This is a genomic window from Cupriavidus sp. UME77, assembly GCF_014170355.1.
Lineage (GTDB): Bacteria > Pseudomonadota > Gammaproteobacteria > Burkholderiales > Burkholderiaceae > Cupriavidus > Cupriavidus basilensis.
In genome coordinates this window covers 205,481-230,830 of sequence record NZ_LZZU01000090.1, presented here as the reverse complement: position 1 = coordinate 230,830, position 25,350 = coordinate 205,481, and the positions used below count along the sequence as shown (strand labels likewise).

18 protein-coding genes are annotated in these 25,350 nt (G+C 65.0%); 7 read left to right on the top strand and 11 right to left on the bottom strand.

Annotated elements, in window-relative coordinates:
* Nucleotides 1-106: 106 nt before the first annotated feature.
* A complete protein-coding gene (locus tag A9975_RS34750; protein WP_183036689.1) occupies nucleotides 107-709 on the bottom strand; it encodes an isochorismatase family cysteine hydrolase in 603 nt (200 codons plus the stop codon).
* A 180-nt stretch (nucleotides 710-889) separates the two neighbouring features.
* The gene (katG, locus tag A9975_RS34745) at nucleotides 890-3,145 is read right to left on the bottom strand and encodes a catalase/peroxidase HPI (protein WP_183036688.1); all 2,256 of its coding nucleotides are present in this window, start codon (nucleotides 3,143-3,145) and stop codon (nucleotides 890-892) included.
* A gap of 298 nt (nucleotides 3,146-3,443) precedes the next feature.
* Here katG and A9975_RS34740 point away from each other — a divergent pair, with 298 nt between their 5' ends.
* From A9975_RS34740 to A9975_RS34730, 3 genes are all read left to right on the top strand, one after another.
* The gene (locus tag A9975_RS34740) at nucleotides 3,444-3,917 is read left to right on the top strand and encodes an aminoacyl-tRNA deacylase (RefSeq protein WP_183036687.1); all 474 of its coding nucleotides are present in this window, start codon (nucleotides 3,444-3,446) and stop codon (nucleotides 3,915-3,917) included.
* 26 nt (nucleotides 3,918-3,943) lie between these two features.
* Nucleotides 3,944-4,966 (top strand): class I fructose-bisphosphate aldolase, encoded by a 1,023-nt coding sequence (locus A9975_RS34735; protein WP_183036686.1) that lies wholly within the window; start codon nucleotides 3,944-3,946, stop codon nucleotides 4,964-4,966.
* 328 nt (nucleotides 4,967-5,294) lie between these two features.
* Nucleotides 5,295-5,753 (top strand): CHRD domain-containing protein, encoded by a 459-nt coding sequence (locus A9975_RS34730; RefSeq protein WP_183036685.1) that lies wholly within the window; start codon nucleotides 5,295-5,297, stop codon nucleotides 5,751-5,753.
* A gap of 373 nt (nucleotides 5,754-6,126) precedes the next feature.
* Here A9975_RS34730 and A9975_RS34725 read toward each other — a convergent pair whose 3' ends face one another.
* Nucleotides 6,127-6,948: an aminotransferase class IV family protein gene (locus A9975_RS34725; RefSeq protein ID WP_183036684.1), complete on the bottom strand. Its 822-nt coding sequence runs from the start codon at nucleotides 6,946-6,948 to the stop codon at nucleotides 6,127-6,129.
* 152 nt (nucleotides 6,949-7,100) lie between these two features.
* On the opposite strand from A9975_RS34725, the gene A9975_RS34720 reads away from it, so the two are divergent.
* Entirely contained in the window at nucleotides 7,101-8,036 is a 936-nt protein-coding gene (locus tag A9975_RS34720) for a LysR substrate-binding domain-containing protein (RefSeq protein WP_183036683.1), read from the top strand.
* A gap of 23 nt (nucleotides 8,037-8,059) precedes the next feature.
* Here the strand turns inward: A9975_RS34720 and A9975_RS34715 are convergent, their stop codons facing one another.
* The 7 genes from A9975_RS34715 to A9975_RS34685 all read right to left on the bottom strand — a co-directional run bounded on the left by A9975_RS34715 (nucleotide 8,060) and on the right by A9975_RS34685 (nucleotide 17,525).
* Nucleotides 8,060-10,831 carry a LuxR C-terminal-related transcriptional regulator gene (locus A9975_RS34715; protein ID WP_183036682.1) on the bottom strand — a complete coding sequence of 924 codons (2,772 nt, stop codon included), beginning with the start codon at nucleotides 10,829-10,831 and terminating at the stop codon, nucleotides 8,060-8,062.
* A 94-nt stretch (nucleotides 10,832-10,925) separates the two neighbouring features.
* The gene (locus tag A9975_RS34710) at nucleotides 10,926-12,812 is read right to left on the bottom strand and encodes an acyl-CoA synthetase (RefSeq protein WP_183036681.1); all 1,887 of its coding nucleotides are present in this window, start codon (nucleotides 12,810-12,812) and stop codon (nucleotides 10,926-10,928) included.
* Between the two features lie 15 nt (nucleotides 12,813-12,827).
* Nucleotides 12,828-13,961 carry a DUF5938 domain-containing protein gene (locus A9975_RS34705; protein WP_183036680.1) on the bottom strand — a complete coding sequence of 378 codons (1,134 nt, stop codon included), beginning with the start codon at nucleotides 13,959-13,961 and terminating at the stop codon, nucleotides 12,828-12,830.
* Nucleotides 13,962-14,018: 57 nt separating this feature from the next.
* Nucleotides 14,019-14,786 carry an SDR family NAD(P)-dependent oxidoreductase gene (locus A9975_RS34700; RefSeq protein ID WP_183036679.1) on the bottom strand — a complete coding sequence of 256 codons (768 nt, stop codon included), beginning with the start codon at nucleotides 14,784-14,786 and terminating at the stop codon, nucleotides 14,019-14,021.
* Nucleotides 14,783-15,544, bottom strand: coding sequence for an SDR family NAD(P)-dependent oxidoreductase (locus A9975_RS34695; RefSeq protein ID WP_183036678.1), 762 nt, complete (start codon nucleotides 15,542-15,544; stop codon nucleotides 14,783-14,785). Before A9975_RS34695 ends, A9975_RS34700 begins: the two co-directional genes overlap by 4 nt.
* A 192-nt stretch (nucleotides 15,545-15,736) precedes the next feature.
* Nucleotides 15,737-16,120, bottom strand: coding sequence for a hypothetical protein (locus tag A9975_RS34690; protein WP_183036677.1), 384 nt, complete (start codon nucleotides 16,118-16,120; stop codon nucleotides 15,737-15,739).
* 181 nt (nucleotides 16,121-16,301) lie between these two features.
* Nucleotides 16,302-17,525 (bottom strand): MFS transporter, encoded by a 1,224-nt coding sequence (locus A9975_RS34685; protein WP_183036676.1) that lies wholly within the window; start codon nucleotides 17,523-17,525, stop codon nucleotides 16,302-16,304.
* Nucleotides 17,526-17,646: 121 nt separating this feature from the next.
* Here A9975_RS34685 and A9975_RS34680 point away from each other — a divergent pair, with 121 nt between their 5' ends.
* The 3 genes from A9975_RS34680 (at nucleotide 17,647) to A9975_RS34670 (ending at nucleotide 23,152) form a co-directional block, all read left to right on the top strand.
* Nucleotides 17,647-18,576 (top strand): LysR family transcriptional regulator, encoded by a 930-nt coding sequence (locus tag A9975_RS34680; RefSeq protein ID WP_183036675.1) that lies wholly within the window; start codon nucleotides 17,647-17,649, stop codon nucleotides 18,574-18,576.
* 401 nt (nucleotides 18,577-18,977) lie between these two features.
* Nucleotides 18,978-20,213 carry an ABC transporter substrate-binding protein gene (locus A9975_RS34675; protein WP_183036801.1) on the top strand — a complete coding sequence of 412 codons (1,236 nt, stop codon included), beginning with the start codon at nucleotides 18,978-18,980 and terminating at the stop codon, nucleotides 20,211-20,213.
* On the top strand, nucleotides 20,210-23,152 hold the full coding sequence (locus A9975_RS34670; RefSeq protein WP_183036674.1) for an EAL domain-containing protein: 2,943 nt from the start codon (nucleotides 20,210-20,212) through the stop codon (nucleotides 23,150-23,152). The genes A9975_RS34675 and A9975_RS34670 overlap by 4 nt, the downstream gene beginning before the upstream one ends.
* Nucleotides 23,153-23,296: 144 nt before the next feature.
* Here the strand turns inward: A9975_RS34670 and fusA are convergent, their stop codons facing one another.
* A complete protein-coding gene (fusA, locus tag A9975_RS34665) occupies nucleotides 23,297-25,345 on the bottom strand; it encodes an elongation factor G (RefSeq protein WP_183036673.1) in 2,049 nt (682 codons plus the stop codon).
* Between the last annotated feature and the right edge of the window lie 5 nt (nucleotides 25,346-25,350).

The following is a 25,350-nucleotide window of genomic DNA, read 5'->3' as shown; positions in this document are numbered from 1 at the left end:
CGCCGGGCCGAGGTTCCCTCCCAGCCACAACCGCCCATTGAGCGAGCCGCACGATGCGCCGTGCAGCGCCTGCCTTGCTCCCCAACCGCCGAAATCCCAACAAACGCTAGGCAAGCAACAACAAGGCATCAGCGAGCGAGAGCACTGTTGTGCGCGAATCGAATGCCGTTGAAAAAAGATGATCGTGCACGACCTGATCCGGGTCGTAGCAGCAATCCTTGACCGTGAATAAACGGAAGTCCGCATCGCTCGCGTACGCGACCGACGACAGCACCACACCGGTCGAGGCAATGCCCACCATGAGCAAGGTATCGATGCCCTGCGCGGAAAGCCGCACCTGCAGGTCGGTACCAAAGAACACGCTGGCACGATGGGCGATGATGAGCGGTTCAGTGGCCTGTTGGCCGAGTTCCGGCGAGATCTGGTCGTCGACGAAAAGACCCAGTTGCTTGATTCCCTGCCCGTTCCTGTTCAACGGACTGACTTCCGGATAGCCTGGGCCAAAGTGGATCTTGGCGAAATAGACGCTGACGCCCTTGGCGCGCGCGGCGTCACACAGCTTGCGCGTATTGGAGAGCAAAGCAGGCGCGACCGATGGAAACAACGCCAGGATGTCGGTCTGATAATGCATGACCACCAAAGCGGTCTGCGCGGGAACAATTGCCGGAATCCGCGTGGTCACACGGTGCGCATCAGCGGCGCTTTCCATGCCTTGTTGATGGTCTGATGAATCGGCGGGCCCACGTTCAACGGGTGGCGACATAAGGCTACGCGATAGAGGATGACGATCGACTCTACCACGATCAATTGGCCATTGACCATTGGCCCGGAAGGGCGCCGGACGTGGTCCGGCGCCCTTGTTTGCCGCTTGTTTGCCCCTTGCTTGACGCTATGTACGCAGATCGAAGCGGTCGAGGTTCATCACCTTGACCCAGGCGGCGACAAAGTCCTTGACGAACTTATCTGCCCCGTCCTCGCTTGCGTAGACTTCGCTCAGGGCCCGGAGCTGAGAGTTTGAGCCGAACACCAGATCCACTCTTGATCCGGTCCACTTGACCTGTCCCGTCTTGCGGTCACGGCCCTCGAACACATTCTGGGCGAGCGGTTTCCATTCCACGCCCATATCGAGCAGGTTGCGAAAGAAGTCGTTGGTCAGCGTTTCCGGGCGGTCGGTGAAGACGCCGTGCGCATCCTTGCCTGTATGGACGTTCAGCACGCGCAGGCCGCCGATCAGCACCGTCATTTCGGGCGCGGTCAGGGTCAGCAACTGCGCCTTGTCCAGCATCATCGCTTCCGCCGGAGCGCGAACCTTCGGGTTGAGGTAGTTGCGAAAGGCATCGGCAGTCGGTTCGAGGGCGCCAACCGATTGCACGTCGGTCTTTTCCTGCGAAGCGTCCATGCGGCCCGGCGAGAAGGGTACGGTCAGCTTTCGCCCGGCCTTCTCCGCTGCCTTCTCGATGCCGGCGCCGCCCGCCAGCACGATCAGATCAGCCATCGAGATCTTCTTGCCACCCGACTGGGCACTGTTGAACTCGCTCTGGATACCTTCCAGGGTCTTCAGCAGCTTGCCCAGCTGATCCGGCTCATTGGCCGCCCAGTCCTTCTGCGGAGCCAGGCGAATGCGCGCGCCATTGGCCCCGCCGCGCTTGTCGGAGCCGCGGAACGTCGATGCCGATGCCCAGGCAGTCTTCACTAGTTCCGAGACCGCCAGCCCCGATGCCAGGATCTTCTGCTTGAGCGCCGCCACGTCCTGGTCATTGACCAGCGGATGGTCCAGCGCCGGAATGGGATCTTGCCAGAGCAACTCTTCGGCCGGAACTTCCGGGCCGAGGTAGCGGGCGCGCGGTCCCATGTCCCGGTGGGTCAGCTTGAACCAGGCACGGGCGAATGCATCGGCGAATTCCTCGGGGTTCGCCATGAAGCGCCGCGAGATTTTCTCGTAGATGGGGTCGAAGCGCAGCGACAGGTCCGTGGTCAGCATTGTCGGCTTGAGCTTCTTCGACGGATCGTGCGCGTGCGGAACCGTCTCGCCGGCATTCTTGGCCACCCACTGGTTGGCGCCTGCAGGGCTCTTGGTCAGCTCGTACTCATAGCCAAACAGGTTTTCGAAGAAGCCACTGTCCCACTTCGTGGGCGCGGTCGTCCAGGTGACTTCCAGCCCGCTGGTGATCGAATCCGCGCCCTTGCCTGTGCCGAAGCTGCTCTTCCATCCCAGACCCTGTTCTTCAAGGCCGGCGGCTTCGGGCGCCGGGCCTACGTGATCAGCGGGACCGGCACCGTGCGTCTTGCCGAAGGTGTGGCCGCCGGCAATCAGCGCGACGGTCTCCTCATCGTCCATGGCCATGCGGCTGAACGTATCGCGGATGTCGTACGCCGCGGCGAGCGGGTCCGGATTGCCATCGGGGCCTTCCGGATTCACGTAGATCAGGCCCATCTGCACGGCACCCAGGGGATTCTCGAGGTTGCGGCCGGGGTCGGTGCGGCTGGCTTCACTGCCGTGCAATTGCTCGTCGGCCACGATCACACCTTCGCCGCCGTCCTTGCCGGCGGCGCCCTTGCCGTAGCGGACGTCGCCGCCCAGCCAGGTCTTTTCGTTCCCCCAATAGACGTCCTGATCCGGTTCCCAGGTGTCTTCACGGCCGCCACCAAAGCCGAACGTCTTGAAGCCCATGGTTTCGAGGGCGACGTTCCCGGCGAGGATCATCAGGTCGCCCCAGGAAATCTTCTGGCCATATTTCTGCTTGATGGGCCAGAGCAGCCGGCGAGCCTTGTCCAGGCTGACATTGTCCGGCCAGCTGTTGAGCGGCGCGAAACGCTGCTGGCCCCGGCCGCCACCGCCACGGCCGTCACCGATGCGGTATGTGCCGGCGCTGTGCCAGGCCATACGGACAAACAAACCGCCGTAATGGCCGAAGTCCGCCGGCCACCAGTCCTGCGAGTCGGTCATCAGCGCCGCGAGGTCCTTCTTGACTGCGGCGAGGTCGAGGCTCTTGAACGCCTCGGCATAGTTAAAGCTCTTGTCCAATGGATTGGACTTGTCGGAGTGCTGGCTGAGCAACTCTAGCCGCAACTGTTTCGGCCACCAGTCCCGGTTGGTGGTGCCGTCACCGGCGGCGTGGTTGAAGGGGCACTTTTCGTTAGACATGCTCTCTCCTTCGGAGGCGTACCAAACGTGAGTTCTAGTGTGAGTTCTAGCGTGAGTTCTAATATTTCCGCGTCAATGCTTCCACTCGGGACCTGCGTCGGCAGGCCTGCCGCACACAAAATATAGTTGAAAGCGCTCGTCAACCAAATGAGAGGTTTGCAATCGCATCAATAGTGCATCGCTATTGGTGGTCGCTCGCAACCGTGCTGGGGTTAGCCCCACCGATTGTCGCCCGGTGCTTGACCTATAGTTCCGATACGTAAGCAACTGCAGCGATCAGCGCTCGGAGGTTGCAATCATGACCATGGCTACCACGCTGGCAAGATGCCTGAGCAAGAAGCAGAGCCGGTTTGAAACCGTTCCTCGCCCAGGCAGCCCAAGCCGCCCGGCAACCGCGCAAACAGCGTATGTCCCCGGAGACCGGCGCGCCCGAACTGTGGTGCTGGAGGACAACCGAGGCTACCTCGCCGCGGTGATCCCTTCCACCCACCAGCTCAAGCTGTTGGATATCTGCGAACAAACCGGCCGCAAGCTGTCGCTGGCGCATGGGGATGGCGTGCGCGAAGTGTTCAGGGACTGCGACATCGGCGCGCTCCCGCCGGTCGGCATGGCGTACGGCACGCTGACCTGGCTCGACGACAGCCTGCTGACGCATCCCGACGTCTATTTTGAAGCGGGCGACCATGAGGAACTGGTGCACATGAGCACCGAGCAGTTCACCGCCCTCATGGCCGAAGCTCGGCGCGGGCATTTCGCGCACCGGATGATGTAGGGCGCCGCGCAAGGTCGGCGCGCATCATGGATACACGCAGCGAACTGCAAGCCTCCGTGGATGCCCTGGTTCAAGCGGGCAAAGGACTGCTGGCCGCCGACGAGAGCGGGGCGACGATCGCCAAGCGGTTCGAGCGCATCGCTGTGGCATCGAGCGAGGAAAGCCGCCGGGCGTGGCGCAACCTGCTGCTGTCGACAGCAGGTCTTGGTGAATACATCAGCGGCGTGATCCTGTACGAGGAAACGCTGGGCCAGCGCGCCGACGATGGCACGCCGCTGCCAGAACTGGCTGCGCGCCATGGCATCGTGCCCGGCATCAAGGTGGACAAGGGCAAGCTCGCGCTCGCCCACGCACCCGGCGACGAGATCACCGAAGGCCTCGACGGGCTGGCCAAGCGGCTTGCCGTCTATCGCCAGCAAGGCGCGCGCTTTGCCAAGTGGCGCGCGGTGTACAACGTGTCCGACAAACTGCCTGGCCGGCTTGCCATCGAGGCCAATGCGCAGGCGCTGGCGCGTTATGCCGCGATCTGCCAGGAGATGGGCGTGGTGCCGATCGTCGAGCCCGAGGTGCTGATGGATGGCGCGCACGCCATGGCGCGTTGTGCCGAGGTCACCGAGGCCGTGCTGCATGAAGTCTTTCACGCCTTGCACCGGCATGCGGTAGTGCTCGAACACATGCTGCTGAAACCCAGCATGGTGCTCCCCGGCAAGGAGGCCGGGCACGCGGCGCCGGCCGAGGTTGCCATGCAGACCGTGCAGGTGCTCAAGCGCACGGTGCCCGCGGCGGTGCCGGGCATCTTCTTCCTGTCCGGCGGCCAAACGCCCACCGAGGCCACCGCCAATCTCGACGCCATGAACCGGCTCGCCCCGTTGCCCTGGCGGCTGTCCTTCTCCTACGGGCGCGCCTTGCAGGAGCCGCCCCTGCTGGCCTGGCGCGGCGAGGCCGCCAACGCGGCGCAAGCGCAACTAGCGCTGCTGCAGCGCTCACGGCTGAATGGCATGGCGTGCCTGGGGCAATATGACGCGGCGCTGGAGACCGCCGCGAGCTGAGCATTCGGTAGCCGCGGCCAGGGCAGGGCGCTCAAACCGCGAAACAGCGCGCCAGCGGGATGTCAAGTAGCGCTCGGACGCACGGCGCCATGCAGGCCTGGCCGCCAACCACGGTGCTGGATTTGACTGACAGCCGGATCTATCCTTTTCTCGGACTCGTGCCAGCGACCGGTCGGCTGACAGATCTACCCGCCACCGGATGCGCCGGCGCCGGGTACGCTCGCCGCCACGCAACCACAGCAGGCGGCCGCTGTTCAACCGGTGCAATACCGCAATACCGCAATACCGCAATACCGCAATACCGCAATACCGGACTGGAGACAATCAAATGCGTGTTTCAATATCGCGGCGGAACTTTATGTGGCTCTCCGGCCTCGCCTTGGCGGGGGCAATGACGCTGGCGCGGGCGGCGCCAATCTCGTTTACCGTGCCGCTCACCGGCGCGCAGGAGGTGCCTCCTGTCGAGACCAAGGGCAGCGGTGCCGCCGACCTCACCTATGACCCCGGCACGCGGCTTGTCACCTGGACGGTCACGATCAACGGTCTGTCCAGCGAGGCCACCATGGCGCATTTCCATGGGCCCGCCGCAACTGGCAAGAACGCTGGGGTGAAAGTCTGGCTATCCGGGAAGGGCGCTCCGGTCACCAGTCCCCTCAAGGGCCAGGCCACCCTCTCCCCGGCTGACGCACAGGAGTTTCTTGCTGGCGAGATGTACATCAACGTGCACACCAAAGATCATCCCGCCGGCGAAATCCGTGGCCAGGTGCTGCCACCTAAAAGCAACTGATAGCAACTGACCGCAGCTGACAGCAACTGAAGCCGCGCTTGCGCTCAGGTCGGGGCAGCTCAGAGATACGCCGTGAGAAGCGCCGCCGCGGCGGCGCCAACGCCCAGCGCAAGCAGCGCCAGCAGCGCGGATGCCAGTCGCGGCGTGGCGATGCGCGTCCCACAGGATGGTGTGCAGCGCCGTGATCGCATTGGCGACCGATGCGGGCACCCATTCGGTGAGCGGCCCCTTGTCCGCGATGTCGTTGTTGATGTAGAGCCCGCTGAGCGTTTCGCCCAGCATCAACGCGAGCAGCAGCACTATCCACCCGCCAGCCGGGTTGTGGCCGACTTGCACGTCGGCCTCGCGACAATGGGCAATCGTTGCCACGGGCTCACGGCAAGACGGGTTCCTCCATCTGATAAGCCCGGTGAAGCAGCGCCAGGAAGCTCGGCGCCTCAGGCATGGGCGCGGAACCGATCCGGCTCACCGCCACCCCCGGCGTCCAGGAGTTCATCACCGCCGCACCGGCCAGGCCAGGCAGATCGGCCAGCGTCACGGGCTGGACGCGCTGACGCACACCGAGGCGATCCAGTTGCCGGCGGACGATCCCCATGGTCGTGCCTGCCAGCATCCCGGCCTCGGGCCACACGACCGTTTCCGCCTCCTCGTCCCAAAACACCAGGTTCCAGATGGTCCCCTCGCTAAGCCGCCCCTGAGCGTCAACGAAAGCGGCATCGTCGAAGCCTTGGCCCACGGACAGGCGCAGGAAATACGTCTTGGCCACTTCGCCAACGTGCTTCAGGGCGGGGAGCACCCGCTCGTGGGGGACGGCGGCCAACCCCAACGGCCCCTGTGGGCCGGACGCGGGCGGCCCGATACGCACCAGCACGTCAAGCTCGACATCCGCGCCGGCCACGGTGAACTCGCCCGCCGGCGAGCACACGGTGGCCACCAGCGAGACGTCCGCCGGCGCGCATGCCAGCGCCGCGCGCAAATAGGCACGCACCTGATCGTCGGGCAAGGCGCGGCCGAACAACGCCATCGAGGCAGCCCTGAGCCGCTCGAGATGCAGATCCAGCCCACGGACCCGGCCGCCGCGCACCTGCATCGCGGTGAAATGCGCGTAGCCCGCAAAGGCGAGGGGGGCCAACTCGGCGAGCGTTGCCGGCAGGCCGTTGTGTTGAACGATAAAAGAAGACTGGCTGGCTGACATGGGTGGCTGTGACTCCGGTAGTGGCGTGCAATGGGCTTGGCGAACGTCGCGTCCCGCCTGCATGCGCAGGCTTGGCCGCAACTATCGGCTCTTGACCGCGCTTTGAGAAACGAGTATTTCTTGCCGGATCATTAAGAAAGGCTTGAAGATCAATGAAGCGCATGCTGCCGGGCACACGAGCACTGAGGACCTTCGAGGCGGCCGGGCGGCACCTGAACTTCACGCGCGCGGCGCAGGAGGTGGGCTTGACGCCGGCGGCCGTCAGCTACCAGATCAAGGAGATCGAGGACCAACTGGACATCACGCTGTTCGCGCGCACCAGCCGCAGCATCCAGCTGACGCCAGCCGGCGCCGTCCTGTTCGAGGCGGCCGCCGACGCGCTCGACACCTTGCAGCGGGCCACCAGCCGGGCGAGGAGAATGGCTCGGGGACCGGCGCATCTGCGCATCTCGCTAGGCGCGATGTTCGCCACCAACTGGCTGCTGCCCCGGCTTGCGCGGTTCAGGGCCGCCAACCCGACGCTCGAACTCACCTTCGATATCTCCGATCAGGTACGGGACTTCGACGCGGACGACGTGGATATCGCGATCCGCTTTGGCGCCGGGCACTACGAAGACACATGCTCGGACCGGCTGTTCGACACGGTTGTGGTCCCGATCTGCAGCCCGAAACTGCGCGAAGCCGGTGCCCGGCTGCAAACGCCGCGCGACCTGCTTGGCCACACGCTGTGCTATGTCGACTGCCCGGTCGACGGCATGGCCTGGCCCGACTGGCGCATGTGGATGGCCGCGGCCGGCGTCGACGATTTCGACGACAGCCGATGCGTTGCCTTTGCCGATTCGAGCCATGTCGTGCAGGCCGTGATCGACGGCGCCGCCATTGGCCTCGTGGAACTGCCCATGATCGCCAATGACCTGGCCCAGGGCCGCCTGGTGCGGCTATTCGAGATTGGCGTGAGCATCGCGCCGGCGTATGCCTATCATCTCGTCTATCCGGCGCGCAGCAGCCAGGATCCGCGCATCCTTGCGTTCAGCCAATGGATGCGCAATGAGACGGCGCACCCTGGCCAGGGCAGTCATGCCGGCTGACGCCGGACCGCGCGCAGCACGGATCAGAGCAGTGAGTGCTCCTGCGCGCGCGCCAGCGCGCTCGTGCGGTTGCGCACGCCAAGCTTCGCAAAGATGTTGTGCAGGTGCCATTTGACCGTGGCTTCCGACACGAACAGGCTTTGCGCCAGTTCGCGGTTGCCAAGGCCAGCCTTGAGCAGGCGCAGGATCTTCAGTTCGCGCTCCGTCAGCTCCATGGTCCCGGCCGGCGTGGGCGGCGCGCTGCGCACGCCCGTCACGCTGCGGCCGGCCGCCTGGAGCAACTGCTGCAGGTAGCCAAGCGGCACCCGCGTATCGGCGGCGCCCTGCAGTGCATCGCGGCCTGCGGCCATGGTCTCCACCATGGCGAGCAGCAGGGCATCGGCATCGAGCAAGCTGCGCAGCAAGCCGTGCTGCGCGGCAAGCTGCAACGCCTCGTCCAGCGTACGCATTGCCTGCGCCCGGTCACCCGTGCGGTGCTGCTGCACCGCCTTGAGGGCCAGCAGGCGCGCCAGCTGGCCCTGATGGCCGTCGCGCTGCGCGCGGCGGATGGCATCGTTGAGCGCGCCGAAGGGACCCGGCCCGGCGCCTTGCGCGAAACGCAGGCGCAGCCGCATCAGGCAGACGATGTCCTCGTCGGCGGCCGCCAGCAGCGGCGCGGTCTGCGCACCACGCGCGACGAAGCCATACGATTGGGCGAGCTTGAGCGCATCGTCCGGAGCCCCAGCCTGTAGCCGCAGCGTGCAGCGCTCAGCCGCCAGGATCAGCGACAGTCGCGGCAGCCTGAGCCGGTGCCCTAGCGACTCGCCTTCAAGCAAGCAGGCATCGGCCGCCGTGTGCTCGCCGCGCAGGCGCAGCAGCCGCGCGCGCGTGAGGTAGCCCGCCGTGGTCATCTCGACCAGCCCGTGCTCGTCGATGAAGGGCAGGCCCTGGTCGATGAAGCGCTGCGCCTGCGCCAGGTCGTTCTGTTCATAGCAGACTTCGGCGGCCAGCAACGTGAGCATCGAACCCGCGTACGACGCGACGCCGAGGCTGCGCGCAACGATGGCAATGCCGGCCTTCGCCTGAGCCATCGCCTCGTGCTGATCACCACGGCGCATGGCGATCATCATCGCCAGCGCCGAGGCCCAGGCCAGGCCGTAGTCGGCGCGGCACTCCTCAAATGCGCGCCTGGCCACGGCAAGGGCCTGGATACCTTGCTCGAAGGCATCGGACTCGCAGCAGCCGCTTGCCAGCACGTTGGCGACCACGCCGGTCAGGAAGGCGTCGGCGTGCGGCCAGCTCCGCAGCCAGGCTTCGCTGCGCGACTTGGCAAGCAGCGGCTCGCCGGTATGGGCCCAGTAGACGCAGCGGATCATCTCGATCACGCTGCGCAGCGCGCCCTCATCGTCCACAGCAGCGTCCACCGCACCGCTGTCCGCGCAGGCGGCTTCGAGGGCGCGCAGCTCCTGTTCGGCCTCTGGGTAGCGCCGCGTAAGCACCAGCGACCAGGCATGCCCGGTGCGGATCTTTGGCCGCGCATGCACCAGCGCCTGCGGCAGGCGGGTCAGCCAACCCAGCAAGGTGGCGTGTTCGCCGCGGTGTTGCACCAGCTCGCCCGAGAACGAGGCCACGAGGTCGGCCGCGCGTTCCAGGTCGTGGGCCTCGAACGCATGGCGCACGGCCTCATGCGGCAGCTTGTGGCGATGGAACCAGTCGCTGGCGCGCAGGTGCACCGCGAGCATGGCGTCGGCAGGCAGTTCGCGCGCCCGGCCGCGCAGGTAGTCGGCAAACAAGTGGTGGTAGCGGAACCAGGTGCGCGAGCGGTCCAGGCCCGAGAGGAACAGGTTGCGGCTCTGGACTTCGGCCAGCATCGCGCGGCTGTCGTCGCGGTCCAGCACCTCGTCGCAAAGCTCGGCGCAAAACCGGTCCAGCACAGACGTGCGCAGGAGGAACGCGCGCAGGTCGGGCCGCAGGCTGTCGAGCACCTGTTCGCCGAGGTAGTCGGTGATGTCGCGGTCGGTGCCCGAGAAATCCGCGAGGAAGGCCCTTCGGTCGTCGGACCCGCGCAGCGCGAGGGAGGCCAGCTGCAACCCGGCGATCCAGCCTTCGGTGAGGTCATGCAGCGTCTGGACTTGCGCGCGGTCCAGCGGCGTGCCGCTGACGCGGCCGACGAAGTCGGCGGCCTCGTCCAGGCCAAGGCCGAAATGCGCGGCATCGAGTTCGAGCAGCTCGCCGCGCAAGCGCAACTGGCTCACCGAGAGCGGCAGCCGGGTGCGGCTGGCCAGCACCAGGCCGATGTTCGGCGGGAGGTGAGCAATCAGCCATTCCAGCTTGCGGTGCAGGCCTTCGTGCTGCACCAGGTGGAAGTCGTCGAGCACCAGTATCAGCCGCCGATCGTGGCCGAGCAGATCGTGCAGCAGCGATGTCACCAGCGCATCGAGCGAGGCCATGTTGCCGCCATCGGCCTGCGCGAGCGTGTTGCGCCCCAGGCGCGCGTCGGCATGGTGCAGCGCCGCAGCGAGGTAGCGCATGAAACGCAGCGGGTCGTTATCCTCGGCGTCGAGGCTGAGCCAGGCCGTGGTGATGCCAAGCGGCTCCAGCTGCGCGGCGAACTGGGCCAGCGCCGTGGTCTTGCCATAGCCGGCCGGCGCCGTCACGCTCAGCAGGCGCTGCGCCAGGCCCGCATGCAGCAGGCTCGAGAGCTGCGGGCGCGCCAGCAGGCGCGCTGAGAGTTGCGGCGGAGCCAGCTTGGCCTCGACCAGCACCGCAGCCGATGTTTCGGCCGACCGCCTACCACGTGCCCGTTGCTGCGCCATGCTGGTTGTCCCCGGTCGATCTTTGGCGGCCCAGTTTGCCATATTGGGCGTCAACCCGGGCGTATTGAACGTCAGCCCGGGCATCAACCCGCGCTCACGCCGGCACTTCCTGCCATTCGATGCGCCAGTGCAGTGGCAGGCGTCCGAGTTCGGCCTCGGCCCGCTGCATCAAGGCCATGCCCTGTGCGCCGGCAGGGCGATGCGCGACCACATGCGATTCGATCCCGTGTTTCGCGTGCGGCTGCACATCCACCCGCACCTCGATGGCGCCGCAGACCTTTTGCAGCGTATCGGCCAGCGCCTTGGCGATCGCCAGTTCGCGCAGCTTCGGCTTGAAGATCTTGTTCACGGCCGTCAGCGGCATGGTCTCGAGGATCACCACGTCGACCGGCACCGCGGCGCGTTCGGCGATGGTGGCGCGGGCATGGGCCAGCAGTTCGGCGGCCTCGCAGGCCTGCCCCTTGCGCAGCGTCACATAGGCCATCGGCAGCTCGCCCGCATAGCCGTCCGGCTTGCCGACCGCGGCGGCAAGCTCCACTGCCGGATGCCGCATCAGGCCTTCCTCGATCATGCCCGGGTCGATGTTGTGGCCGCCACGGATGATCAGGTCCTTGGCCCGGCCCGTGAGCCAGAAGTAGCCCTGTGCATCCTGGCGCCCGAGGTCGCCGGTGTTGAGCCAGCCATCGGCCAGGCAGACGCCGTGGTTGTCGCTGTCCTTGACGTAGCCGGAGAACACATAAGGCCCGCGCAGCAGGATGGTGCCGATCTCGTCGACCGCGGCCTCGCGCCGCACCTCGCCATCGGCGCCCAGGTGCGCGACTTTCATCTGCTGGTAGGGCATGCGCAGTCCGATGGAGCCGACCGCGCGCTCGCCATCGCGAGGGTTCAGCGAGCTGACGCAAGTGGCTTCGGTCATGCCGTAGCCTTCGAGCAGCTTGAGGCCGGTTGCGCTCTCGAAACGCTGGAACAGCTCGGGCGACAGCGGCGCAGCGCCGCAGATGGCAAAGCGCAGCGAGCTCAGGTCGGCACCCTCGCGCGGCACATTGAGCAGCGCCGAGAGCACGGTCGGCACCGCGCTGAACAGCGTCGCACGGTAGCGCTGCACCGAGCGCCAGAAGGCCGCGAAGGTGCGCGGGTCGCGGTAGCCCGCGCTCGACAGCAGCACCACATGGGCACCGACGCTGAACGGCGCCAGGCCGGTGACCATCATCGCGTTGGAGTGGAACAGCGGCAGGCCGCAGAGCAGCGTATCCGCCGGGGTCATCGCCACCGCGGTGGCCACGCCCCAGGCATTGGCTGCCTCGTTGAAATGGGTGCGCCGCGCCAGCTTGGGCGTACCGGTGGTGCCGCCCGTGTGGAAATAGGAGGCGAGGTGATCGCCCTGCGGCGGCGCGGCGATCAGCGCATCGGCGGGTTGCGCGGCCAGCAGGGCATCGAAGTCCACCGCCCAGGGCGGGCAGGCGCCCAGTCCGCCCACGCGCACCACCGCGCGCAGGCTTGGCACCTGGCTGCGCAGCGCCTCCACCTTCTCCCAGATGCCGGCCTGGTCCTGGCGTCCCTGCGCCAGCAGCACCACGGTGCCGGCCGCATTGAGGATGCCGGCCATGTGGTCGACTTCGAGAAACGGGTTGACGGGGTTGACGATGCCCACCGCCTCGGCGCCCCACAGCGTGAAGTGCGTCTCGGGCAGGTTGGGCAGCAGGTAAGAGACCACGTCGCGCCGGCCCACGCCGAGGCTCGCGAAGGCATTGGCGGCCTGGGTGACGCGCGCGGCAAGCGCGGCGTAGTCGTAACGCACTTCGCCGTCGGCCGGGTCGCCCGAGGGCACGAAGGTGAGGGCGGGCGCGCGCGGCGTGGCGGCGGCCGCGCGGCGCAGCGCGGCATAGCTCGACACCGGCTGCGCTAGCCGGCGCTCGATCGGTAGCCGCTCCAACGCCTCGATATCGGCCAGGTTCCGCAGAGGCAAGACAGCCTTGGTCATGGGTGCCGGCCCGCCTCAGTGGTGAACGATCAGTTCGGGCTTCGCCACCAGGCCAAAGCTGCGCAACTGGCCCAGCAGCTCATGGTGCCCGAAGGCCTGGCAGCCCGAGGCAAAGCCGACCCGCTTCGGCGCCTGCTGCAGCAGCGCGTGGGCGGCATACGCCTGCAGCAGGCCGGTCTGCTTGTAGTTGCAGTTGCCAAAGATCACGCAGTGCGCGCGCCCAAGCGGGCCCGAGGCATGCACGGAGTCGACCGACTTGTTCAGGCGCGGGTTCTCGCGCGGCGGCATGCTGTTCATCACGCCGGCCGCGGTCTGGGCCAGCGCCGCATAGCGCTCGTCGGGGTTCATGCCTTCGGTGGCCTTGAGGGCGGCCTCGACGATCTTCGGCACGCCCAGCATCAGCGGCTTGTTGAACACCCCGCCCAGCACCTTGACGTTGGCCACGCGCGGGTCCTTGCGGAACCACACCGGGTGCGAGGTGCCGCCCCACGGCAGCGCAAGCGCCATCTCGTGCTGGCCCGGGATCGCGAGGTTGTAGAGGCCCGCGTCGGGCTGCCACTCCACCAGCCGGTTCTGCTGCAGGTGGAAAGCCTTGGACGTCGCCGCGTTGACCAGGATGGTCTGGGTCGAGGCGATGGTCGGGCTGCCGCCCCAGAACACGGCGATGTCCAGCGTGTCCAGTCCCGGCGTTTCCAGGCACAGCTGCGCGGCGATCTCGCCGGTGGTGTACATCTGCGCCAGGCCGGGCGACAGCAGCAGCCCGGCCTGCGCGAACTTCGCGCCGTACTGTTCGTCGAGCGTGATCAGCCAGTCCTGCTCGCCGGTGGTGTCCGTGTAGTGGCACCTGGCGGCCAGGCAGGCCTGGACCACTTCCGGCCCGAACTTCGCGAACGGGCCGACGGTGTTGAGCACCACGCTGGCGCCGCGGAACAACTCGGTCAGCGCCTCCGCGTTGTGCTGCACCTCGACGACTTCGTAGTCGGCGGTCTCGATGCCGGGCACATTGGATTGCATGGCAGCGTGGAGCTTTTGCGCGCTACGCCCGGCCGCGATGAAGGGGATGCCGTACTCGCGCAGGTACTCGCACACCAGGCGGCCGGTGTAGCCGCTGGCGCCATAGACGACGACCGGTTTCTTGTTGTTGCTCATGGAATGGCTCCTGAAATCTTGAAGTCTTGAAGTCTTGAAGTCCTGAAGGTATGACGCTCAAAGCAGGGACGAGCTCACGCCGCCGTCCAGGACGAAGCCGCTGCCGTTGGAAAAGCTCGAGCGTTCCGAGGCCAGGAAGACGGCGAGTTGGGCGACTTCCTCTGGCGTGCCGTAGCGGCCCTGGCGCTGCGCGATGACGGCGTTGAAGTCGGGGATGTTCAACTGCTGCTCGAACTCGCGCCGGTGCGAGCTGACCAGCTCTGTGTCGACAAAGCCCGGCAGGATGGCATTGACGCGGATATTCTGCGCGCGCAATTCGATCGCCGCCGTCTGCGTGAGCGACACCACGCCGGCCTTGGCCGCGGCATAGCTGCCGATCAGCGCGCAGGCCGCCTTCGCGGTGACCGACGCCATCGTGATGATGCTGCCGCCGCCGGCCGCGATCAGGGCGGGCGCCGCATAGCGGATGCACAGGAAAACGCCGTCGAGGTTGGTCGCGGTGACCTCGCGCCACTGCGCGTAGCTTTGCGTCGCGAGCGGGGCGACCACGGCGATGCCAGCGTTGGGCACCATGATGTCGAGCCGGCCGTGCTGCTGCACGCAGGCGGCGACCAGGGCCTCGACCTGCTCGGGCACGCGCACGTCGCAGGCCACGGCGCTGGCACCCGGCAGCGTGGCCGCGACCCGCTGTGCCGCGCCCAGGTTGAGGTCCGACACGACGACCTTGGCGCCTTCGGCCGCATACGCGCGGGCAATGGCTGCGCCGAGCCCACGGCCGGCGCCGGTGACGATTGCCACCTTGTCCTGGAGAAGAAGCTTGCTCATAGCAATCCGGCAGACAGCCCGCCGTCCATGATGTAGTGGGAGCCGGTGGTCCAGCTGGCGGCGTCGGAAGCCAGGAACGCGGTCATTTCGGCCACTTCCTGCGGCGTGCCGAGGCGCAATTGCTTGACCGCGACCAGCGCGCTGAACGGCACCCCGACGATGGCTTCCACGGTGGGGATCAGCCGGTCCACCATCGCGGTGCTGACAAAGCCGGGGCAGACCGCGTTGACACGGATGCCGGCGGGACGCAACTCGGCCGCGGCCGTGCGCGTGAGCTGGATCACGGCGGATTTCGAGGCCGCGTAGGAGCCGAACAGCGGCACGCCGTTGGTGCCGGCTAGCGACGAGATGTTGACCACCGCACCCTTGCCCGAGGCGGCAAGCGCGCCCAGCGAGTGCTTCATGCCGAGGAACACGCCCATCACGTTGATGCTCATGAGGCGGCCGACCTCTTCCTCGCTCTGCTCGAACAGCGGCTTGACGATCTCGATGCCGGCGTTGTTGACCAGCGTGTCGAGCCCGCCGAAGGCGTCCGTTGCCGCCTGCACCGCGCGGGCCCAGTCGGCGCTCCTGGTGACGTCGCAGGGCACGAAGCGCGCCTGCGGGCCCAGTTCGTCCGCGGCGCTGGCTGCCCCGGCCTCGTCGATGTCGGCCAGCATGACCCGTGCGCCGCGTTCGACGAACAGCCGGGCAATGGCAAGGCCGAGCCCCTGCGCCGCACCGGTGATGAGGGCGTTGCGGCCCTGTAGTTCGATCATGTCGTTGTCTCCTGTCCGCCTGTGATCGGCGGTGGAGACATTGCAACAGGCGCAGGCGGATGCGCAGCCCACCGAAAGGTTGGTTTTTTGTGCTGCGACGCAGCAGGGCCTGGCGCGCGCATTTGCGCTTGTGCGAGAGCCCGGAGGCTCCGGGGCGGCCTTGCTGCTACCTGACCGGGTAGTCGACGTGCTTCACGGCAGCGCGCCGGGAGGCAATACGCTCAACCCCGAAGCACCACTCGACGTCGTCCTGCGCTGGCTCCTGAGGACACCACCCTCGTCGAACTCGAAAAGGACCGTCGACGACCGGATCTCGCCGCCTGAGAACAGCGGGCCAATGAACGGAATAAAGCTCTCGGGGTGCGGCTTGGAGGTCGCGAAGGCGTAAATCAGTATCGTGGATCCGTCTCGCAGCGTCGTCGTGGAGGTGGGCGCCCCAAGCTGCGCGGTAACGTCGTCAAGGGTAGAGAAGTCGGGAATGAAGTTCGACAATTGCTCCGGCTTCACGTCGACGCCCGTCGACACACAGGCAGCCAACATGATGCAAGTCGCAATCAGTGCATACACACGCTTCATGCCGACACCGCCGTACTGTTGGGCCGTGACTGAGAACAGAACGTGCTGATGGCCATGATGCCAGCCAGGCCGCGCGATGCGTCCGGCACGTCATAGACAAAGGATAGAACTTTGCCGTGCGCTTCGCTGAGGCACCCGGCCTACGGGTTTCCACCGCGACAACGCTGATACCGTGCATGGATCAAGCGTTCCGCGCCGCCTCCGCGCGTGATGTCAGAACAATCAGGAAGGCCGCGACCAGCAACAGGGCTGCGCTCGCTTCGAAGGTGCTTTGGTAGCCGCTGCTGTCAAACAGCAAGCCCCCCACGGTAGAGCCTATGGCAATGGCAAGCTGGACAACGGCCACCATCAGCCCGCCGCCGGCCTCGGCGTTCTGCGCAAATGTCCTCGCCACCCAGCTCCACCATCCTACGGGCGCCGCGGTGGCAACCAGCCCCCAAAAACCCAGCAGTGCAACGACGGCAGCCGTCCAGCCTCCAAAAGCGATCAATGCCACGGCGATGGCGGCCATCATGATCGGTATGGCAATCAGCGTCTGGTAGAAGCGCCGCTTGAGTACCGTGCCGATGAGCGTGGTACCGACGAAGCCTGCAACACCGATCAGCAGCAAAATGAGCGAGAGCGCGGATACGCCAACCTGCGTCACCGTTTCCAGGAACGGCCGCAGGTAGGTGAACAACGTGAACTGCCCCATGAAGAAGAGGCCAGCCCCGAGCATCCCCAAGGTCACTACCGGATTCCGAAATAGCGCGAAGACGTTGCAGGAGCCGGCGCTACGCGGCTCCACGCGCATGGAAGGCAGGCTGATCCATTGCCACGCCAGCGCGATCAATGCCACCGGCACCAGGCAAAAGAAGGCGCCACGCCATCCAATGACCGAACCCAGGTAGCTGCCCAGCGGCGCGGCCACCACCGTGGCCAGTGCGTTGCCGCCATTGAAGATGGCCAAGGCGCGCGGCACTTGGCTGGCTGGAACCAGCCGCATGGCTGTCGCCGCCGACATGGACCAGAATCCGCCCACGACCACGCCAATGAGCGCACGGCCTGCCATGTAGGTGAAATAGTCAGGCGCCATCGCGACGACCGCGCCTGACAGGGCCATGACGCCCGTCAGCCCCAGCAGCAGTGTCTTGCGATTCATGCTGCCGGCAAGCGTGGAAATGAACAGGCTCGTCACCACAGCGAATGCGCCGGAGATCGCGATGCCTTGCCCCATCATCCCCTCGGTGACATGGAGATCCGCAGCCATGGGCGTCAGCAGGCTGACGGGCATGAATTCCGAGGCGATTAGCGCAAAGACGCACAGCGTCATCGCAAAGACGCCGCTCCAGAACGCCGGTTGCTCCCCAGCCTCTCGCTGGGTGGCGGTGTCGCCCGCAGGGGCGGTACAAACGTTCGTTGTCATGACATTGAAATTGACTTTCTCATGCCCTGTATCTTCGCGAACGCAAGCCGCCTTGACTAGCTAATGAATACTTAAATGGGATATAAGCTAGGCTACTGAATATGCCCTGGGAGACTGCGCCGTGGCCAGACGCAACCTCAACGATCTCTTGGCGTTCGTCACCGTGGCGCGCGAAGGCAGCTTCACCCGTGCCGCCGCTACGCTGGGCGTGACGCAATCGGCCCTGAGCCAGACCATTCGCGGATTGGAGGAGCGATTGCAGATCCGGCTGCTCACGCGCACCACACGCAGCGTTTCGCCAACCGTAGCGGGCGAACGGCTGGTGCAGGCCATCGGCCATCGCTTCGACGAGATCGAGGCGGAGCTCGATGCCTTGACCGAATTGCGCGAGAAGCCCGCCGGCACCGTGCGCATCACCTGCGGTGACAACGTGCTGCACAGCATTTTGCTGCCCAAGCTCACGCCGCTGCTGCGCGAGTACCCGGACATCAAGCTGGAGTTCGACGTGAACTACGGCTTGCGTGACATCGTGGCTGACCGGTTCGATGCCGGCGTGCGCCTGGGCAACACCATCGATAAAGACATGATTGCCGTGCCCATCGGGCCGCCGTTGCGTCTGGCGGTGGTGGCCTCGCCGGCATATTTTGCTGCCCACCCCATCCCCAGGACGCCAAATGACCTGACGGCGCACTGCTGCATCAATCAGCGCATGGCCACGTCAGGCGGGTTGTACGTTTGGGATTTCGAGCGCCGAGGCCGCCGGGTGAACGTGCGCGTCGATGGCCAGCTGATCTTCAACACCGCACAGCCCCAGGTGGACGCGGCGCTGGCCGGGCTGGGCATCACTCTGCTGCCCGAAGATGAGCTGACGCAGCATATCGAAGCAGGCCGGCTGGTGCGCGTGCTGGAGGACTGGTGCCCGAAGTTCGAGGGCTACCACCTGTACTACCCCAGCAGGCGCCAGCCCTCGCCGGCGTTTACGCTGGTGGCGCAAACGCTGCGCATCGTTGGCCCTGGTGCGGCAAGTGGGACAGCTGGAACAAGGCATTGAGCCATCAGCAATCCACCGGTTGAATCCCCAGTCAGGCGCGCCCGTTCGGCTATCATGCTGACCAGCCATATTGGCAACGATGCGTCATGGCGGGGAGTTCGGGTTTGTCCCGGTACAGTATTCGCGCTCGTTGTCGATATGCAGTGTGGGCACCACCCCGTTTACTTCGCCTAACCCGACGTCATGGCCAAACACACGCATCGTAGCCGTCGTAAGCGTTTCCTGATGCGGGTTGGCTCTGCATCCATGCTGTGTGTTCAAGCCCTATCGCTTTCCGGCACGTCAAAAGTGCCTGCTGAAGCACGGCTAATCCATTCCGAATCCGCAAAGTGAATCACCAGGCGCGACGCATCGGGTTTGCCTCCCTGCTGACGGGCCTGGTCAGCCTTCTTTTATTGCTGTTGTCCGGTTGCCAACAGCAAGACAACGCCTCGCCAGGCGCAGCCGTGCCGGCCACGACCTCCATTACCGCGCTGATATGGGCGCCGGACTGGCCGGAGGAGATGCTCCAGATTGCAGCGGAATTCAGCAAGCTCAATCCAGACGTCCGCGTGAACGTGCAGTTCATGATCGGCAATTCGGTCGAGGAGAATATCAAGCCCCGGATCGCCTCTGGCAACCTGCCGGATCTGGTGAGTGTCAACCCGAACGCCTATGCGGCTGAGTTGGCCGATCAGGGCATCCTGGCAGACGTGAGCACCACATCGGCGTGGAACAACATGCTCAGCCCGCTCAAGGGGGACTGGACCAGTCGCCAATCCAAGCGTTTTGGCATATCCGGCGGCGTGGCGACAACGCTGATCTACTACAACAAGGCGCTGTTCGAGAAGGCTGGGATCAAGGACCTGCCAACCAATTTCCACGAGTTCCTGATGGTTTGCGAGCAGCTCAAGCTTGCGGGCGTCACACCCATCATGTGGAGCGGCGGCTTTCCGAACATGCTCGGCAACGGTCCCTTCAGCTTTGGCTTTGCCAACAATGTGGTGGCGCGCGAGCCAGCCTGGAAGCAGAAAATCGGCGATGGCACGCTGGACCTGAACACGCCTCAGGTCGCCGATATCTTTGCCAGTATTGCGCTGATGCCGCAACGCGGCTACGTGCAAGACGCCTTCATGGCGACGGATTACGACGAGGGCATACGGCTGTTCAAGGAAGGCAAGGTCGCCATGGCTTTTCACGGCAGTTGGGCGGCTGGCCATTTGCTGCATGGCAACCCTTTCGAGGTTGGCGTGTTGATTCCGCCCTGGAACGCGCCCGGCAAGCGCGTGGTGCCTGTGATCGGCAGCGAAACCGGGTTTGCGGTGTGTGACACACCCAACAAGGCCGCAGCCATGCGTTTTCTCGAATTCATTGCCGGCAAGGGGTTCTCCATTCTCCAAAGAAAACGCCAGAACATCCCCCCATTCAAAGAAGGCGCGGGAACGCTCGCGAACGATCAGAGAATGGTCGACTACACCAACATGGTCAGCCGCTATCCGGTCACCGCCAGCCCCTACTATTCGGTTCTACCCTCCAACTCGATCGAGCAACTCCATCGATTGATGCAGGACGTGCTGACCGGGAAGATCACGCCCGCACAGGCAGCCAAACGCCTCGACGCGTCGGTCAAGAATGAAGCAAAGATGCACTACAAATGAGCTCAATCACAGGTTCGCTGCGAAGCGCCTTCGCCTATCTCTCGCTGGACCTGCTGCGCCGTGTCGAAATCCGCTACCGGCTGATGACCGCGTTCGGCCTGCTGTCGCTGATACCGATACTGATTTCGGGCTACATCTCGTATGTGGAGTCCACCGCCGCGATCAAGGAGAAGGCGGAGATCTTCTCCAAAGAGATGGTCAAGCAGGTATCCAAGAACATCTCGCTGCGCATGGAGCAGGTCGAGACGGAAAGCAGCCTTCTTGTCCTGTCTGACCGCGTGCAAAACGCGCTGACAAACGTGGTCAAAGGCAGTGCAAAGGAGCAGAACGAGGCGCGCCAGGATATGACCGGGCTGCTGCTGCAGCACTACGGCTCGGTTGACTTCATCAACCAGAAGTATCTGCTCGACAAGAACAACCGCATCATGGACACCCAGGCGTTCGCGCAACTCACGCGGGGTGTCATGCGCCTGGTCAAGCAGGCTCCCGAGCGCAATGGCCGGGCTTACTGGGGTAGTTACGACAACGGCGCCGGACAACAAAACCTCGGGATGGTGCGTGCCGTCATCGGCAAGAGCAACAATCAGCGCATCGGCAACCTGGTCCTGGTCATTCGCCCCGACTATTTCTCGACCATGTTCAATGACGTCGCCTTGGGCAGCGGAACGGAGATCTACGTGCTCGATGCCAGCAACCACAAGCTGGTTGTCCGCACCGACGGCATATCCACCAACACCGACAGCACGGCCGAGCCCGACCTGATCAGACAAATCGCGAACAACGCGCTAAACGGGGAGCCGAGCGGGTTCGTCGACTTCGAGGGCATGCGCCAGGGGCGCTACCTGGCCGCGTACACAGGCATTCCCGGCACCACATGGATCGTCGTCAGCACAATCCCCGAGAAGAGGCTGACGGCGGAGGCACAGTCCGTGCGCAATCAGATCGTACTGGTTGGCATCCTGGGTTTCCTGCTCTCGATCTTCCTGGCCTACTTTATTTCCCACAGCATTTCGGCACCACTCAAAGAGCTGGTGCGAAAGATGCACGACACCGGCAACGATGCGGGCGCCGAGGCGCAGGCGCTGGCGCGCACCGATGCCAGCGGCAAGGACGAACTAGACTGGCTCGCGCAGTGTTTCGAAAGAATGAGTGGCGCCATCAAGCAGAAGATCCAGAAGATCAACGAGATCAACGCCTCCCTGGAGCAGACCGTCGACGAGCGAACCGCGGAGCTCGTCACCAGGGAGCTCGAGTCGCGAACGTTGATCGAGAACTCGCCGGACACCATTACCCGCTACGACCGAGACCTCCGCCGCACTTATGCCAATCCCGCCTTCTGTAACGCGGCGGGGTGCAGCCTTGCCGAATCGCTCGGCAAGCGGCCCTCGGAAGTCCCCGGCGGCGCCAATGCGCTGATCTACGAGGGGAAGATCGCCGAGACCATTGCAAGCGGGAAAAGTGGGCAATTCGAGATGAGATGGCTCAGCAGGGATGGACAGGAACATTGCACCCATATCCGCCTGACGCCAGAGATTGACCGCTCAGGCAAGGTCAACTCGGTGCTGGCCGTGGGCCGGGATTTATCTGACCGGATGGCGTTCGAGGCGACCATCTGGAAACAGGCCAATTTCGATGCGCTGACCCATCTGCCGAATCGCCAGATGTTTCACAGCCGTCTCGAGCACGAAGCCAGCATCGCGGATCGCTCCTGGCAGCATATGGCCTTGATGCTGATCGACCTGGACCGCTTCAAAGAGGTCAATGACTCCCTGGGACACGACACAGGCGACATCCTGCTGATCGAGGCGGCCAGGCGCATCATTTCGTGCGTGCGCGAATCGGACATCGTCGCTCGCCTCGGCGGCGACGAGTTCACCGTCATTCTGCCCAACACGGGCGATACCGAAAGCATTGAACGCATCGCAAAGGCCATCATCCACAAGCTGGCCGAGCCCTTCGCGCTCGGCACGGATGAGGCATTTATCTCCGCCAGCGTCGGCGTCACGCTTTACCCCGACGACACCAGCGAGCTGGATGTCCTTTTCAAGAATGCCGACCAGGCCATGTATGCTGCCAAGAACGCCGGGCGCAACCGCTTCAGCTACTTCACGCCCGACCTGCGCGTAGCGGCAGAAAAGCGCCTGCGCCTCACCAGCGATCTGCGTGCCGCCCTGCCTGGCGGACAGTTCAAGGTCTACTACCAACCCATCGTTGACCTGGCCACCGGAGAAATCCGTAAGGCCGAGGCGCTGATCCGCTGGCTGCACCCCGAGCGCGGCACCATCAGTCCGCTGGACTTCATTCCCCTGGCCGAAGACACGGGGCTTATCGTGCCGATCGGGGATTGGGTGTTCAAGCAGGCCGTGCATCAGGCCCGTCAATGGCGCGGCCGCTTCCACCCGTTTTTCCAGATCAGCGTCAACATGTCGCCGATGCAGATCCGGCAAGACAGCCAGGTTTGTGCGCAATGGTCCGACTATCTCATGCGGGAAGGGATGCCGGGGCAGAGCATGGTGGTTGAAATCACCGAGGGCCTGTTGCTGGACGCTGAACTGAACAAGAAGCTGCTGATCTTCCGCGACGCCGGCATCGGCGTCTCGATCGACGACTTCGGCACCGGCTACTCGTCGCTGGCCTATCTCAAGCGCTTTGATATCGACTACCTCAAGATCGACCGTTCCTTCGTGCAGAACCTCGGCTCTGACGGCGACAATCAGGCGCTTTGCGAGGCCATGGTCATGCTGGCGCACAAGCTGGGATTAAAGGTCATTGCCGAGGGGGTGGAGACAACCGAGCAGCGCGATTTTCTCATCAACGTGGGCTGTGATTTCGCCCAGGGCTTTTTGTATTCCCAGCCGGTTCCGCCGGATCAGTTTGAGGGCCTGGTATGGCCGGATATCGAGAAACGGCAGGGTAGCCAGGCGTGCGTCACGATTTAGTGGCTGAAGGAGGCGGCTCGCCCGGACATGCAACGCCGCAAGGGCAGGGGACGGCTGAAGACAGCCGAGCCATAGCGCAAGCCCGGCAGTCTTCACCGCCATGCCCATTCCCGCATTGCGGCATTGCGGCATCCCGGCAACCCATCAATCCACGCCGTTGCCATGCGCCTTATGTTGCGACGCCATCACCTGCTGCTGGGCGGGCGGCACGGCTTCGTAGTGACTGAGCTGGATCGTGTAGTTGCCGTGGCCGCCTGTGATGCTGTTCAGGCGCGACTGATAGTCGTTCAACTCCGACAGCGGCACCTGTCCCGCCACCAGAACGCTATTGCCCGCCGCGGTGCGCGTGCCACGCACCTGGCCGCGCTTGGCGGAAAGGTCGCTGATGATGTCGCCCATTGCCGCCTCGGGCATCGTCACCTCGATATCCACGATTGGCTCCAGCACGCTCGGCCGCGCCTTGAGCACGGCCTCGATAAAGGCCTTGCGCCCCGCAGCTGCGAACGCCACCTCCTTCGAATCCACCGAATGGCTCTTGCCATCGAACACGGTCACGCGCACGTCCTGCATCGGAAAGCCCGCCAGCGGCCCGCACTCCAGCACCTGGCGGATACCCTTTTCCACGGCGGGAATGAACTGGCCCGGAATCGCGCCACCCTTGACCGCATCCACAAACTCGAACCCCGTGCCGCGCGGCAGCGGCTCCACGCGCAGCTGCACCTCGCCAAACTGGCCGGCGCCGCCCGTCTGCTTCTTGTGGCGATGATGCCCCTCCGCCTTGCCGCCGATGGTTTCGCGATAAGCGATCTTCGGCGGCCGCGTCACCACCTCCAGCTTGTACTGGCCGGTCAGTCGCTCCAGCGCGCAGCGCAGTTGCAGCTCGCCCAGGCCAAGCATCACAGTCTCATTGGTGCCCGCCGGATGCTCAATGCGCAGGCAAGGGTCTTCCGCGCCAAGCTTTTGCAGGACTTCTGACAAGCGCTGCTCGTTGCCGCGGCGCGCCGGCTCGATCGCCAGGCCATAGATCGGGGTGGGGAAGTCGAGCGGGGCCAGGTGGATGTTGCCATCCTCGCTGGCATCATGCAGCACGGCATCAAAGGCGATCTCATCGATCTTGGCCACGGCGCAGATATCACCCGGCCCGGCCTGCGGCACCTCAACGCGCTCCTTGCCCTGCAGCATCAGCAGATGCGCCACCTTGAACGGCTGGCGCGCATCGCCGATAAACAGCAGGCTGTCGCGCGTGACCGTGCCCTGGTGGATGCGGAACACAGCCATCTTGCCCAGATACGGGTCCATCGTGATCTTGAAGACATGCGCCAGCACATGCTTGTCCGGCACCGGCTCCGCGCGAATCGCCACCTGGCGCTCGCCCGCATCACGGTAAAACAACGGCGGATTGCCCTCGGCCGGGTTCGGCAGCAAGCGCACAAACACATCCAGCAGCTCCGTGACACCAGCCCCGCTGGCCGCCGAGGTAAAGCAGATCGGCACCAGATGGCCCTCGCGCAGCGCCCGCTCGAACGGCGCATGCAACTGCTCCGGCGCAATCTGCTCGCCCTGCTCCAGATACAGCTCCATCAGCTTCGGATCGATCTCCACCACCTGATCCACCAGTGCCTCGTGCGCCGACGCCACCGACAGGAAATCCGCCTCGCCCGCCGGGTTAAAGAAGCAATCCACCACCTCGCCACCGCGCCCCGCCGGCAGGTTGATCGGCAAGCACTCCTTGCCAAACGCCTCCTGGATATCCGCCAGCAGCTTGGGCAGATCCACCTTCTCCTTGTCGATGCCGTTGACCACGATCATCCGGCACAACTTGCGCGCCTGCGCCCAAGCCATCATGCGCCGGGTCGTCATCTCGATGCCGGTCTGCGCGTTGATGACGATGGCCGCCGTCTCCACCGCCGCCAGGGCGCTCATCGACAGCCCGGAGAAATCGGGGTAGCCGGGCGTGTCCAGCAGGTAGATGCGGGTGTCGCGATAGTGGAGGTGGGCCACCGAGGTGGTGAGCGAGTGGTGGTACTTGCGCTCCAGCGGATCAAAGTCGCAGACCGTGGTGCCGCGCTCCACGCTGCCAGGCATGTGCAGCGCACCTCCCTTGTGCAGCAGCGCCTCCACCAGGGAGGTCTTGCCGCACCCCGCGTGCCCCAGCAGGGCGACGGTACGAATTGCATCGGGACTATAAAGCATGGTCG

Bases quoted from the DNA above. Each gene is read 5' to 3' on its own strand.
- A9975_RS34750 (WP_183036689.1), bottom strand. From the start codon at position 709: ATGGAAAGCGCCGCTGATGCGCACCGTGTGACCACGCGGATTCCGGCA.
- katG (WP_183036688.1), bottom strand. From the start codon at position 3,145: ATGTCTAACGAAAAGTGCCCCTTCAACCACGCCGCCGGTGACGGCACC.
- A9975_RS34740 (WP_183036687.1), top strand. From the start codon at position 3,444: ATGACCATGGCTACCACGCTGGCAAGATGCCTGAGCAAGAAGCAGAGC.
- A9975_RS34735 (WP_183036686.1), top strand. From the start codon at position 3,944: ATGGATACACGCAGCGAACTGCAAGCCTCCGTGGATGCCCTGGTTCAA.
- A9975_RS34730 (WP_183036685.1), top strand. From the start codon at position 5,295: ATGCGTGTTTCAATATCGCGGCGGAACTTTATGTGGCTCTCCGGCCTC.
- A9975_RS34725 (WP_183036684.1), bottom strand. From the start codon at position 6,948: ATGTCAGCCAGCCAGTCTTCTTTTATCGTTCAACACAACGGCCTGCCG.
- A9975_RS34720 (WP_183036683.1), top strand. From the start codon at position 7,101: ATGAAGCGCATGCTGCCGGGCACACGAGCACTGAGGACCTTCGAGGCG.
- A9975_RS34715 (WP_183036682.1), bottom strand. From the start codon at position 10,831: ATGGCGCAGCAACGGGCACGTGGTAGGCGGTCGGCCGAAACATCGGCT.
- A9975_RS34710 (WP_183036681.1), bottom strand. From the start codon at position 12,812: ATGACCAAGGCTGTCTTGCCTCTGCGGAACCTGGCCGATATCGAGGCG.
- A9975_RS34705 (WP_183036680.1), bottom strand. From the start codon at position 13,961: ATGAGCAACAACAAGAAACCGGTCGTCGTCTATGGCGCCAGCGGCTAC.
- A9975_RS34700 (WP_183036679.1), bottom strand. From the start codon at position 14,786: ATGAGCAAGCTTCTTCTCCAGGACAAGGTGGCAATCGTCACCGGCGCC.
- A9975_RS34695 (WP_183036678.1), bottom strand. From the start codon at position 15,544: ATGATCGAACTACAGGGCCGCAACGCCCTCATCACCGGTGCGGCGCAG.
- A9975_RS34690 (WP_183036677.1), bottom strand. From the start codon at position 16,120: ATGAAGCGTGTGTATGCACTGATTGCGACTTGCATCATGTTGGCTGCC.
- A9975_RS34685 (WP_183036676.1), bottom strand. From the start codon at position 17,525: ATGACAACGAACGTTTGTACCGCCCCTGCGGGCGACACCGCCACCCAG.
- A9975_RS34670 (WP_183036674.1), top strand. From the start codon at position 20,210: ATGAGCTCAATCACAGGTTCGCTGCGAAGCGCCTTCGCCTATCTCTCG.
- fusA (WP_183036673.1), bottom strand. From the start codon at position 25,345: ATGCTTTATAGTCCCGATGCAATTCGTACCGTCGCCCTGCTGGGGCAC.